This window comes from Undibacterium sp. CCC3.4 (assembly GCF_034347425.1).
Taxonomy (GTDB): Bacteria; Pseudomonadota; Gammaproteobacteria; order Burkholderiales; family Burkholderiaceae_D; genus Undibacterium.
Map to the genome: position 1 here is coordinate 3175307 of NZ_CP133779.1, position 12749 is coordinate 3188055.

The 12749-nt window shown below is 54.1% G+C and carries 12 protein-coding genes; 9 read left to right on the forward strand and 3 right to left on the reverse strand.

The window, feature by feature from the left end:
* The first annotated feature begins 29 nt into the window (after window positions 1–29).
* The 8 genes from mgtA (at window position 30) to motD (ending at window position 10523) form a co-directional block, all read left to right on the forward strand.
* A complete protein-coding gene (gene mgtA / locus RHM61_RS14235; protein WP_322247956.1) occupies window positions 30–2744 on the forward strand; it encodes a magnesium-translocating P-type ATPase in 2715 nt (904 codons plus the stop codon).
* Window positions 2745–2934: 190 nt separating this feature from the next.
* A complete protein-coding gene (flhB, locus tag RHM61_RS14240; protein WP_322247957.1) occupies window positions 2935–4086 on the forward strand; it encodes a flagellar biosynthesis protein FlhB in 1152 nt (383 codons plus the stop codon).
* Entirely contained in the window at window positions 4083–6170 is a 2088-nt protein-coding gene (gene flhA / locus RHM61_RS14245) for a flagellar biosynthesis protein FlhA (RefSeq protein ID WP_322247959.1), read from the forward strand. The genes flhB and flhA overlap by 4 nt, the downstream gene beginning before the upstream one ends.
* On the forward strand, window positions 6167–7438 hold the full coding sequence (gene flhF / locus RHM61_RS14250) for a flagellar biosynthesis protein FlhF (RefSeq protein ID WP_322247960.1): 1272 nt from the start codon (window positions 6167–6169) through the stop codon (window positions 7436–7438). Before flhA ends, flhF begins: the two co-directional genes overlap by 4 nt.
* A complete protein-coding gene (locus RHM61_RS14255) occupies window positions 7431–8273 on the forward strand; it encodes an antiactivator of flagellar biosynthesis FleN protein (RefSeq protein WP_322247961.1) in 843 nt (280 codons plus the stop codon). Before flhF ends, RHM61_RS14255 begins: the two co-directional genes overlap by 8 nt.
* A 6-nt stretch (window positions 8274–8279) precedes the next feature.
* On the forward strand, window positions 8280–9011 hold the full coding sequence (locus tag RHM61_RS14260; RefSeq protein ID WP_322247962.1) for an RNA polymerase sigma factor FliA: 732 nt from the start codon (window positions 8280–8282) through the stop codon (window positions 9009–9011).
* Window positions 8993–9733 carry a flagellar motor protein gene (locus RHM61_RS14265; RefSeq protein WP_322247963.1) on the forward strand — a complete coding sequence of 247 codons (741 nt, stop codon included), beginning with the start codon at window positions 8993–8995 and terminating at the stop codon, window positions 9731–9733. The genes RHM61_RS14260 and RHM61_RS14265 overlap by 19 nt, the downstream gene beginning before the upstream one ends.
* 10 nt (window positions 9734–9743) lie before the next feature.
* Window positions 9744–10523, forward strand: coding sequence for a flagellar motor protein MotD (motD, locus tag RHM61_RS14270; RefSeq protein WP_322247964.1), 780 nt, complete (start codon window positions 9744–9746; stop codon window positions 10521–10523).
* 39 nt (window positions 10524–10562) lie between these two features.
* Here motD and RHM61_RS14275 read toward each other — a convergent pair whose 3' ends face one another.
* From RHM61_RS14275 to flgA, 3 genes are all read right to left on the reverse strand, one after another.
* The gene (locus RHM61_RS14275) at window positions 10563–11048 is read right to left on the reverse strand and encodes a flagellar protein FlgN (RefSeq protein ID WP_322247965.1); all 486 of its coding nucleotides are present in this window, start codon (window positions 11046–11048) and stop codon (window positions 10563–10565) included.
* Entirely contained in the window at window positions 11049–11357 is a 309-nt protein-coding gene (gene flgM, locus RHM61_RS14280; protein WP_322247966.1) for a flagellar biosynthesis anti-sigma factor FlgM, read from the reverse strand. It abuts the gene before it with no gap.
* 95 nt (window positions 11358–11452) lie between these two features.
* Window positions 11453–12169: a flagellar basal body P-ring formation chaperone FlgA gene (flgA, locus tag RHM61_RS14285; protein ID WP_322247967.1), complete on the reverse strand. Its 717-nt coding sequence runs from the start codon at window positions 12167–12169 to the stop codon at window positions 11453–11455.
* A gap of 175 nt (window positions 12170–12344) precedes the next feature.
* Here flgA and flgB point away from each other — a divergent pair, with 175 nt between their 5' ends.
* Window positions 12345–12749: a flagellar basal body rod protein FlgB gene (gene flgB, locus RHM61_RS14290; RefSeq protein ID WP_322251107.1), complete on the forward strand. Its 405-nt coding sequence runs from the start codon at window positions 12345–12347 to the stop codon at window positions 12747–12749.

A 12749-nucleotide genomic window follows, 5' to 3' on the forward strand; every position in this document is an offset into this window, starting at 1 on the left:
GGTTCGACTAATTTTTTGTTCGGAGCCTCATGCCGCGCCATTTTCTTGAACAAACTTTCGCGCGTTTCGTGCGTAACCATGATCTGGGGCGGCATTTTCGACGCCACGCGGTGCTCGAAACCCTCAGCGGCAGCGCCGTGGACAAGCACTTGGCACCGCTGCAGGAAGAGCAATTGAACGCCGCTGCCCAGATGGCCGTGCCAGCGCTGCTGCAGTCGCTGGGCAGTAGTTCGGCTGGACTGTCTGAAGCCGCGGCCGCGGCCGTGCGCGCTGTCAGCGGTTTGAATGTCATCGATCAGCAAAAAACGCTGCCGTGGTGGTGGCATTTGTGGGCTTGCTATCGCAATCCCTTCAATCTCTTGCTCACGGTATTGGCAACGATTTCTTATCTGACCGATGATTTCAAGGCTTGCAGCGTGATTCTGGCCATGGTGCTGCTGTCGACGGTGATGCGCTATGTGCAGGAAACCCGCTCATCCAAGGCGGCCGATCAGTTGAAGGCGCTCGTCAGTAATACCGCTACCGTGCTGCGACCGGCTGCCAGTGCTGGCGCGGCAGCTCAGCGCTTGGAAGTGGCATTGAAGTTTTTGGTGCCTGGCGATGTCGTGCAATTATCGGCCGGCGATATGATTCCGGCTGATGTGCGGGTGTTGACGGCGAAAGATTTGTTTCTCAGTCAAGCTGCCATGACCGGTGAATCCTTGCCGGTCGAGAAATTTGCCGAGGCCGCCGTCGCGGCGACGCCGCTGGAATCGGCCACACTGTGCTTCATGGGGACGAATGTGGTCAGTGGTGCCGCCACGGCAGTGGTGTTGGCGATCGGCAGTCATACTTATTTCGGCACCTTGGCCGACCGGGTGATGACGTCTGGGCGTGGTCCGACCGCGTTTCAGACCGGCGTCAATCAAGTCAGTTGGGTGTTAATCCGCTTCATGTTGGTGATGACGCCGCTGGTGTTTTTCATTAACGGTTTTACCAAGGGCGACTGGCTCGAAGCATTTTTGTTTGCGCTGTCGATTGCGGTTGGCTTGACGCCCGAGATGTTGCCGGTGATTGTGACGTCGACCCTGGCCAAGGGCGCGGTGATTTTATCGCGCAAAAAGGTGATCGTGAAACGGCTCGATGCGATTCAAAATTTCGGCGCCATGGATATTTTATGTACCGATAAAACCGGCACGTTGACGCAGGATAAAGTGTCGCTGACACGTCATCTCGATGCCTATGGTCAGCCATCACAAGTCGTGTTCGAGTACGCCTATCTGAACAGTTATTATCAGACCGGTTTGAAAAATTTACTCGATGTCGCCGTACTCGAGCACGTCGATGCGCCGCTCGGTGCCCGTTTGGCCGCTGCTTGTCACAAGATCGATGAAGTGCCGTTTGATTTCAGCCGTCGCCGCATGAGTGTCGTCGTCAGCCAGGCGTCCGGTGAGCATCTGTTGGTTTGTAAGGGGGCGGTGGAAGAAATTCTCGGCTGCTGCAGCGCGGTGCAAGATGGTGAGCAGGTCGCAGCCTTGACGCCGGCCGTGCTGGCGCAATTGCAGGCGGTATCGGCTCAATTGAATGCCGAGGGCTTGCGGGTGGTGGCGGTGGCACGGCGTCAGTTTGCCGTAACACAGGCCACGTATGGTGTCGCCGATGAGTCTGACTTGGTGCTGCTCGGCTATCTGGCCTTTCTCGATCCGCCCAAGGAATCGACCGCGCCGGCTTTGAAGGCTTTGCGCGCCAACGGCATCACGGTGAAGATACTGACCGGTGATAATGCGCTGGTGACGGCGAAAATTTGTCGCGAAGTCGGACTGGAAGTCGAGGGTATGCAGTTAGGCAGCGATATCGCCGGTCTCAGCGATGCCGAATTGCTGCCGCTGGCACAGGCGACGACGGTGTTTGCCAAGCTCAGTCCGCTGGATAAGGAGCGCATCGTGCGCGTCTTGCACGAGCATGGGCACGTGGTTGGGTTTATGGGCGACGGTATCAATGATGCGGCGGCCCTGCATGCGGCTGATATCGGTATTTCGGTCGATACCGCGGTCGATATTGCCAAAGAAGCGGCCGATATCATTTTGCTGGAAAAGAGTTTGATGGTACTCGATGAAGGTGTGATCGAGGGGCGCAAGACCTTTGCCAATATGCTTAAATATATCAAGATGACTGCGAGCTCGAATTTTGGGAATGTGTTTTCGGTGCTCATCGCCAGCGCTTTTTTACCGTTTCTACCTATGCTGCCGGTGCAATTGCTGGTGCAAAACCTGTTTTATGATATTTCTCAAGTCGCGATTCCCTTCGATCATGTCGATGCCGAGTTCTTGCGCCAGCCGCAGCGCTGGAATCCGGCCGATCTCGGGCGCTTCATGGTGTTTTTCGGTCCGGTCAGTTCTTTGTTTGATCTGCTGACCTTTGCGCTGTTGTGGTATGTGTTTCATATCAATACGCTCGATCAGCAGGCGCTGTTCCAGTCGGCTTGGTTTGTCGAAGGTTTGCTGTCACAAACGCTGATTGTGCATTTGATACGCACGCGTAAAATTCCTTTCATACAGAGTCGCGCCGCTTGGCCCTTGATCGGCATGACAGCGGCGGTGATGGTTTGTGGTTTGGCTTTGCCATTTTCTGCGCTGGCCGGCTATTTCAAGTTTGTCGCTTTGCCAGCTGGGTATTTGCCCTGGTTGCTGGCGCTGTTGTTCTGTTACATGCTGCTGACCCAAGCCATGAAACACTGGTATGCGCGGCGCTATAGATGGCAATGAGTTGGCAATGAGCCGGCGCGGATGCGCCGATTCTGTTGCTGGCCACGTTTCCGATACGAAACTAATTTGAATAGGCGGGTGTTTACTCGCCTATTCCGCGCTTCCAATTCTCTCTGCCCCGTCAATAATAAGCCTGTGTACTTGCGTGAATAAAGCATTTATTGCTTTTCAGAAATGACAGGAGTCGGCAATGGCCGAAGAAAGCGATCTCGAAAAAACCGAACCGGCCTCCCAGAAGCGCCTTGACCAGGCGCGTGAAGAGGGGGATGTGCCACGTTCGCGCGAGTTGTCGACCTGTACCATTTTACTGGCTGCCGGCGCGGCTTTTTGGAGTCTTGGTGATGGCTTGGTGCGGGAGCTGAGCCGCAGTCTGACGGCTGGCTTGATGTTTGATCGCTCGAGCGCCTACGATTTCAATTTACTCATCGGTCAGCTCGGCATGAATCTGTTTCAGGTGGCACTGGCCTTCGCGCCGGTCGCTGGGGTACTGGTGATTGTGGCGCTGGCTTCGCCGGTGCTGATTGGCGGCTGGTTGTTCAGTGCCAAGGCTTTGGCACCGAATTTCGGTCGTATGAATCCTATCTCCGGTCTCGGGAACATGGTTTCGTCACGGGCTGGGGTGGAATTGGTTAAGGCAGTGATTAAAACTTTGATCGTCGGTAGCGTCGCGTGGATCGTCATCATGGGTCAGAAGCAGGCGATTTTCGGTTTGCCGCTGGAATCTCTGCATGCCGGTATCAGCCACGTCGGCCATATGTTGTTGGTGTGTTTTATGTCGATTGTCGGTGCTTTGGTGCTGATTGCGGCCATCGATGCGCCGTATCAGATGTGGCACTACGCTGACAAGCTGAAAATGACGCGCCAGGAAATGATCGAGGAAGCCAAGGAAGCCAACGGGAATCCGCAGATGAAAGCCAAAATTCGCCAACAACAGCGCGAAATGGCACGGCGTCGAATGATGGCGGAAATTCCGACGGCCGATGTGATCGTCACTAACCCGACCCACTATGCGGTGGCTTTGAAATATACCGAAGGTGGTAACGGTGCACCGAAAGTGGTGGCCAAAGGGGCTGATGAGATCGCGGCGAAAATTCGTGAAATCGGTAAAGAAAATAATATTCCGCTGCTGGCCGCACCGCCGCTGGCGCGTGCTTTGTACAAGCATACCGAACTGGGTCAACAAATCCCCGAAGCCTTGTACGCCGCAGTAGCCGAAGTGCTGGCCTATGTGTATCAGTTGCGGACCTATCGTGAACATGGTGGCGTGCGCCCGCAGTTGCCGGAAAAATTGGATGTGCCGGCTGAGTTGGACCCGAATAATGCATCAGGAGTTAGCGTATGAACAGTCTGAAATTACCTCTGTGGATGGCTGGCTTGAACGGCCGTGCGCTGGCTGCGCCGATGCTGATCATCTTAATGCTGGCGATGATGGTGCTGCCGCTGCCAGCTTTCATTCTCGACGTGTTTTTCAGTTTCAATATCGCCATCGCCATCATCGTGCTGCTGACCAGTTTGTACACGGTCAAGCCGCTTGATTTCATGGTGTTTCCGACGGTCTTGTTGGTGAGTACTATGTTGCGTCTCTCGCTCAACGTCGCCTCGACCCGGGTGGTGCTGACCGAAGGGCATACCGGTCCCGATGCGGCCGGTAAAGTGATTGAAGCGTTCGGCCATTTCCTGATCGGTGGAAATTACACGGTTGGTATCGTGGTGTTTGTGATTTTGACGATTATTAATTTTACTGTTGTGACCAAAGGTGCCGGCCGTATCGCTGAAGTTGGTGCCCGTTTTGCACTCGATGCGATGCCGGGTAAGCAAATGGCCATCGATGCCGATCTCAACGCCGGCCTGATCGCCGAACAAGAAGCACGCCGTCGCCGCACCGAAGTTTCGCAAGAAGCCGAGTTCTACGGTGCCATGGATGGTGCGAGTAAATATGTACGTGGTGATGCCGTCGCCGGCATCATGGTGACGGTGATTAATATCGTCGGTGGCTTGGTGGTGGGGATGGTGCAGCATGATCTCGATTTTGCCGAAGCCTTGAAAAACTATACGCTGTTGGCCATCGGTGATGGCTTGGTGGCGCAGATTCCATCTTTGATCATTTCCACCGCCGCCGGTATCGTCGTCTCGCGCGTGGCCAGTGATCAGGATATCAGCGGTCAATTGATCGGCCAGCTGTTTGCCAAGCCACAGGTGATGTTCATTACCGCCGGCATCGTCGGCGGCATGGGAATTATTCCGGGCATGCCGCATGTGGCTTTCATTATGTTGGCGGCGGTGTTGGGTGGTTCCGGCTATTTGGTGCAGAAAAAAGCCACCGCGGCGGCACAGGAACCGGTCAAGAGCGATGCGCCGGCGCCGGTGGCGCAGGAAATGGAAGAGGCTACTTGGCAAGATATTCTGCCGGTCGATACGCTGGGCTTGGAAGTCGGTTATCGCCTCATTCCGCTGGTGGATAAATCGCAGGGCGGCGAGTTGCTGCGTCGGATTAAAGGCATACGCAAGAAGTTCGCCCAAGAAGTCGGTTTCTTGTCGCCACCGGTACATATACGCGACAATCTTGAATTAAAACCTTCGGCTTATAAGATCGCCTTGAAAGGCGTCGAAGTCGGTTCCGGCGAAGCGATGAACGGGCAGTTTTTGGCGATTAACCCGGGGATGGTGTCGGGTCCTTTGCCTGGTCCGGAAACCACCGACCCAGCGTTCGGTTTGCCAGCCGTGTGGATCGACTCCAGCATGCGTGAACAAGCCCAATCGATGGGTTATACCGTGGTCGATGCCGGTACCGTGATTGCCACGCACTTGAATCACTTGATCACGACTCATGCGGCGGAATTACTTGGTCGTCAAGAGGTACAGCAATTACTCGATCATTTGGCCAAAGAAATGCCGAAGATGGTGGAAGATTTGGTGCCGAAATTATTGTCTTTATCGGTATTGCAAAAAGTTTTGCAAAATTTATTGCTCGAGGGCGTACATATCCGCGACATGCGCACGATTATCGAAACCCTGTCTGAACAAGCCGTGCAAACTCAGGATGCCGCTGAATTGACGGCGCAAGTGCGGATTGCACTCGGTCGTGCGATTGTTCAGCAGATTTTCCCGGCGACTAATGAGTTGACCGTGATGACGCTGGACGCTCGTTTGGAACGCTTGCTCATGCAAGCACTCAATGCCGGCGGCAATGATGGTGCAGCGCTTGAGCCAGGCTTGGCCGATACCTTAACCAGTCAGACCGAAATCGCGGCCAAGCATCAAGAGCAACTGGGCATGACGCCGGTGTTGTTGGTGCCGGCACCTTTGCGCGCCTTGTTATCAAAATTTTTACGCCGGACTTTACCGCAATTGAAAGTCTTGTCGCACGCCGAATTACCGGAAACAAAAACCATTAGAGTTACCAGCCTTGTTGGAGGGCAATCATGAACGTCAAAAAATTTACAGCCAATACGTCGCGTGAAGCATTGCGTCTGTTGCGCGAGGCCTTAGGTGCCGATGCGGTGATTTTATCGAACCGCAATGTTGACGGTCAGGTCGAAATTCTCGCCATTGATGACAGCGCTATTCATGCTTTGACACCGCAGACTGCCAGCACCGTAGCGGCCGCCAAAAGCCCCACGCCCAACGCCATTCCTGATACGCCGCGCATCACGCCGCCGTATGCTGCGCCAGTGCGTGCCGCGATCCGCATGCCTGAACCAGTGCTGGCGGCCGCGCCCAAGTCTTCCGAAATGAGCGACATGATGAGTGAAATTCGCTCGATGCGCAGCATGCTCGAGGCGCAGTTGGCGGAGCTGTCTTGGAGTCAAACCCAGCAACGCCAACCGCATAAGTCTGAAGTACTGAAGGAAATGCTGGCGACCGGCTTGAGTGCCAGTTTGTCGCGTTTTTTGGTCGCCAAGTTGCCCGATGATCAGACTGCCGCAGCGGGAATAGAGTGGGTTAAAGCGATCTTGGCGCGTAATTTGTCGGCCATCGACAATGAAAATGAAATTTTGGAAAAAGGCGGCGTGTACGCCTTGGTCGGCCCGACTGGTGTAGGCAAAACCACCACCACGGCAAAACTGGCAGCGCGTTGCGTGATGCGCCACGGCCCTTCGCAATTGGCGCTCATCACCACCGACGGCTATCGTATCGGTGGCTATGAGCAGTTGCGTATCTATGGAAAAATCTTGGGCGTGATGGTGCATGCGGTGAAAGATGAAAGCGATTTGCGCATCGCCTTGTCTGAGCTCAAGAATAAACATACGGTACTCATCGATACGGTCGGCGTCAGTCAGCGCGATAAAATGGTGACTGATCAGGTGGCGATGCTCTCGGGTGCCAATACCGAAGTCAAGCGCTTGCTCTGTTTGAATGCGACTTCGACCGGTGAAACGCTCAGTGAAGTGGTACGGGCGTATCAGGGCAGTGGTTTGGCTGGCTGTATTTTGACTAAGCTCGATGAGGCGGCCACCATCGGTGGGGTACTGGATATCGCGATTCGTCAGAAACTGACTTTGTATTATGTGGCCAGCGGTCAGCGCGTTCCGGAAGATTTACATGTCGCCAACAAGCAGTACTTGGTCGACCGCGCCTTTAAACTCAAACGCGAAACGGCGGCCTTCCGCTATCTCGATGAAGAATTGCCTTTGCTCATAGCCGGTGCGGCACGCGCCGGTCAAAGCTTGGTGCGGGAGGTGTCTCTTGGCTAATTTCGATCAAGCAGAAGGTTTGCGTCGTTTACTCGCCGGTCCGAAACCGCGCGTACTGAGTTTTTTGTCGGTGCTTGAGGAAGAGGATAAGAGCGCTATGATGGTCAATCTCGGCGTTTCTTTGGCACGTCAGGGAAGTGAGATCTTGATGGTTGATGCGCGTTCGTCAGGAAACAGTATCGGTGCATGGTTAAATGCCAAAAATGACATGAGCTTATTGGATGTCGCGAAACAACAGCGTACAATGCACGAGGCAGTTAAAATCGCCGCGGCCGGCTTGTCAGTGGCGATGTTGTCGCGCCATTCCTGGCAGTTGTCGAGTTTGCCGGAGCCACAGGCGCGTCGTTTGGCCAGTGTGTTCGATATGGCAGTGCAGCGCTATGACTTGGTGGTGGTCGATGCCGATATCGATAGCGACGATGCGTTTCCGCTCGCTTCACTCGATGACAGTGAAGTGATCTTGCAAGTGTCGGCCGATCCGGCGGCGATCAAGGCGGCATATGGCTTGATCAAGCGGATCAGCAGTCGTCTCGGTCGTCGCTCTTTCAGTATCTTGGTATCCGGGGTATCGGAACGCGAAGCGAATTTAATTTTTACGAATATGGCGCAGGCGGCCAGTCGTTATTTGGCTGTGCCCTTGCGTTTTGTCGGTTATGTACCGGACGATGAAGATGTCAGGAAGGCGGCGCATCAGGGACAATCGGTGATCGATGCCTTCCCTAAAGCGCATGCCTCATTGGCGTTTTCGCGACTGGCCCGTGGTTTTGCCGCGACGGCACGTTCTACTTTGTGTTTGCACGGCTTACCTGAGTTGGGTGTCGGTCTCGGAATTTAATTTACTATGTACACCGCTAGCGGAAAAGCAGATAAAAATTTTCTCCTCAGGGAGCATGCGCCACTGGTTAAGCGTCTCGCTTACCAGTTGAAGGCGCGCCTGCCTCCGAGTGTCGAGGTCGATGACCTGATACAAGCTGGCATGATTGGTTTGCTCGATGCGGTCAATCGCTATGAAGATACCCATGGCGCACAGTTTGAAACCTATGCCGTTCAGCGCATTCGTGGTGCCATGCTCGATGAATTACGGAACACCGATTGGTTGCCGCGCGGCGTAAGACAGAATATGCGCAAGATAGAAACGGCAATGAACGTTTTGCAGCAGAAAATGGGTCGTCCGCCGACCGAAACGGAGGTCGCCAAGTCGCTCAAAATGACACTCGGTGAATACCAAGACTTGCTCGGTGACAGCGGTGGCCATCAATTGGTGTATTACGAAGATTTTCATGATGCCGACACCAAAGAGCATTTTCTCGATCACTACAGTTCAGACAGCGCTGGCGATCCCTTGCAGGATTTGCTCAATGATGATTTTCGTGATGCCGTCATCGGTGCCATTGACAGTTTGCCGGAGCGCGAGAAGTTGTTGATGGGCTTGTACTATGAGCAAGAATTGAATCTCAAAGAAATCGGTGTCGTGATGGGTGTCTCCGAATCACGGGTATCGCAATTGCATAGTCAGGCCGTGGCGCGGATGCGTGCGTTTTTAAGGGAGAAGGCGTGGACTGGGCTAGCTTAGCAGGATTGATCCTGGTAGTGGTCGGCATCGGTGCCGGCCAATTGATGGAAGGCGGGCGCTTGTCTTCGCTGGTGCAGCCGGCCGCTTTCGTGATCGTCGTGCTCGGTACCTTGGGGGCGGTGCTGTTGCAAAGCCGCTTGGCGACATTCCGCCAGGGCGTGCGCATGTTCCGCTGGGTGCTCTCTGAGCCGCCCGACAATAGCCGTAAAAACGTCCAAGATGCTTTGATCTGGAGCGTGGTGGCGCGTCGCGAAGGCTTTCTCAGTCTCGAGCGCTACATGACGGCATCGAGCGACCCCTTCATCAGCAAAGGTTTGCGCTTGGTTATCGATGGCGTCGATCCGGTGCGCCTCAAAGATATACTTGAGGTGGATATTTCACTGTATGAAATGGAACAACGCCAAGCCGCCAAGATCTGGGAGTCGGCCGGTGGTTATTCGCCCACCATAGGCATACTCGGGGCGGTGCTGGGTTTGATACATGTGATGGAAAACCTGAGCGATCCTTCGCGCCTGGGTGGCGGTATCGCTGTTGCCTTTGTGGCGACGATTTACGGCGTTGGATTGGCAAATTTATTATTTCTGCCTGTCAGTAATAAACTCAAAGAAATTATCGCCAAAGAAATTACCCGCCGCGAAATGCTGTGTGATATTTTTTACAGCATTGCACTCGGCGATAGCCCGCGTGTGGTCGAAGAGCGTGTCGCTTACTACCGACGCTAGGTAAATCGATATGGCGCGCAGAAAATTTCACGAAGAGCCGGAAAACCATGAGCGTTGGCTGGTGTCATATGCCGATTTCATTACCTTGCTGTTTGCTTTTTTTGTTGTCATGTATGCCATTTCTTCTGTCAATGAAGGAAAATACCGGGTCTTGTCGAATTCATTGACTGGTGCGTTCAGCAATAAGCCGCCGACCGTCGGCACCTTGCCGACAACGGCGGTCGATCCGCTGCTCAAACTCGATCCATTGCCTTTGATTAAGCAACGTGCCAATGAGGGTTTGCGCAAGGAACGAGAAAAAATGACCAGTGTGGCGCGCGACATCATGGCCGCGCTCGAACCCTTGGTACGTGAGGGTAAGGTCAGGGTCACGCAAACCAGTCGTGGTGTGACCATAGAAATCAATGCCAGCTTATTATTCCCTACCGGTGAGGCGCGCCTGAGTCCCGATTCGGTTGCGGCCTTAAGCGCTATTGCCAGTGTATTGAAAATCGATACCCACGCGATTCAAGTCGAAGGTCATACCGATAACTTACCGATACGTAATTCCATTTTCCCCTCTAATTGGGAGCTCTCGGCCGTGCGTGCCAGTACTGTGGCGCGCTTGCTGACCGAAAATGGCGTCGATGAAATGCGTGTGAGTGCCGTCGGGCAGGGTGCCAAACTACCTTTAGGCAGTAATGAGACGGTCGAGGGGCGTGCGCGCAATCGGCGCGTCAGTGTCACGGTGTTGGCGGTCTTGCCTGATCCGGTGGTGGATGTGCCGCTTGAGGCTGCTGCGGCCAGGTAGCACGCTGTCGTGCTCTGTCCGGCAGCCCGTGAATACTGCTTAACTGGCGACCATGCCTTTGCCGCTTGGTGCTTTGATGGTGGATTGGCCATTCGGGCCGTATAAGGAGCCGGCGCTGCCGCCTTGTTGAAAGACCCCGAGTGCAGCCTGGTTTTGCGACAGGCGGCGGCTGATCAATAAGCCATTGCTGCGGTTCTTTTCTTTGGCTTCGGTCGAAACCAACAGTAAGTCTTCCCACAACTGAATCGTGCTGGCCTCGGCATGGGCTGCCAAATACGCGCGCATACCTGCCAAATCATTGCTGTAAGCGGCGGCGCTGAGTAGCGCGACACGCTTTTTTTCCCATATTGAAATGCTGCTGAGTAATTCCGCCTTGTTTGCGCTGCTGCGCTTGAGCGCTTCAATATCGCCGCCCACGAGGGCAGCTTGTTCGCCGCTCAGTAAGGTGGAGAGCGCGCTCATCATGGCATATTCGTCTTGCAAACACTGCAAAATTGCAGCGTCATTCGTACTAGGACTGGTCATTTAACGTTTTCTGGCGTTGAGTAAATCTTTCACGGATTCCAGTAAGCCGTCGGCAACTTTTTCAGAGTTGACCTGAAAACGACCTTCTGAAATGGCTAATTTTATCTCCTCCACTTTCTTGCTTGCAAATACAGCGCTGCTCGCTTGAGTGCTTTGCATTGCTTGCAACTGGGTGGAAAGCGGAGAAATCTGTACGTTGATCGATGGCGTCGGAGCAGTAGCTACTCGTTCCGGCGCTTTATCGGTACGGACAGGCGGCGGACTGACTGGCAGTGTCGTCGTCTTATTCAGTGTGTCATCAATTTTCACAGCGATACCCTTTGGGATAGGAATTATCTACATCTACAATTCGGTTATCGGCTGGGTAATTTCAAACTTTAATATTAAGGGCAAAAAATTTTCATTCAATTGCTGATTTCTATGATTCCACCTGCTTTGGCGATGCCGCTCAGGGTCAGACCGGAGCTGGTACGGGCCCGCGCCATCTCGCCTTCGGCCGCATTACTCAGAGCTTGGCCATCGGTAGTGACTTGAAAACCAGCTCCATTGCTGACTACCCGTACCGATTGCCCTTGTTGCACTACCGGTGGGTTTTTCAAGGCATCGGGGCGCAGCACGCTGCCTGAGCTTAACGAGAACTGGATCGCCTTGCCGATTGCTTGCTCGGGATTGCTGACCACGCCGCTGGCAAAGTTCGACACTTCACCCCGAATTTTACTCAGGTCATCGGCGGTCAATACTTGGCCGCGCGTAAGTGTTCTGGATGCAACATAGTAGTCGGCCGTGATCTGTACATTCGCGCGCAAGTAGAGCGTCCATGCGACCGGGCCAGCGCAGCGTATGCCGACCGTGGTCTTGCCCCAGGCTTTGCTGCCCGCTGGCAAAAATGCGCTGAGGGCATCGCATGCAGCCAAGTTCAGACGTGGGTCGACCGCACCGATGCTGATGGTGGCTGAACCGGCTTGCGACTTGGCCAGTTGTTGCATGTAGTCAGTAGCCAGATTGCGCAGGCTTTCATGATCTTGCTGTTCGGCTATGTTATTCGCTGCCATGGTGGTGCTGGCAAGACTGGCCAGCCAGAGCAGTGCCAAACGGCGCAGCGTTGCCGGGTAATTGAACATAATAGACTTTCACAAGCTTGGTCGATCACCCATCTTAAACCTTGAGGCGCGGCTTGAAGTGACGAATAGGCCTGGTTTTCCCTACTTGATCGAGCAATTGAAGCCGTGTTGCTTGACCTATTATGGAACAGATGGAAAACCGTAACAAAACCGCAGGGCCGAACCGGAGGGGTGGATTGTGACTAAACTGGATGACTTATTTCGATTTCAACAAACCGCCTTGTCGGTTCGTGGTCAACGCCAGCAATTGCTGGCATCGAATATCGCCAACGCCGATACGCCGAATTACAAAGCGCGTGACATCGACTTCAAAGCCGTCTTGAGCGGTGCCTTGCAAGCTAACAATGGCCAGGTCAGCGCCGGGCTCAATAAAACCGCGGCGGCCCATCTCGATGCCAGTGGCTCGGCGGCCGGTATGACACCGCAATATCGCAATATGGTGCAAGGCAATGTCGACGGTAACACCGTCGATATGGATGTCGAACGCAATCAGTTTGCCGATAACGGCGTGCATTACGAAGCGGCATTGACCATGGTAAATATGCAAATCCGCAATATGCTTGCGGCTATTCAGGGGTAA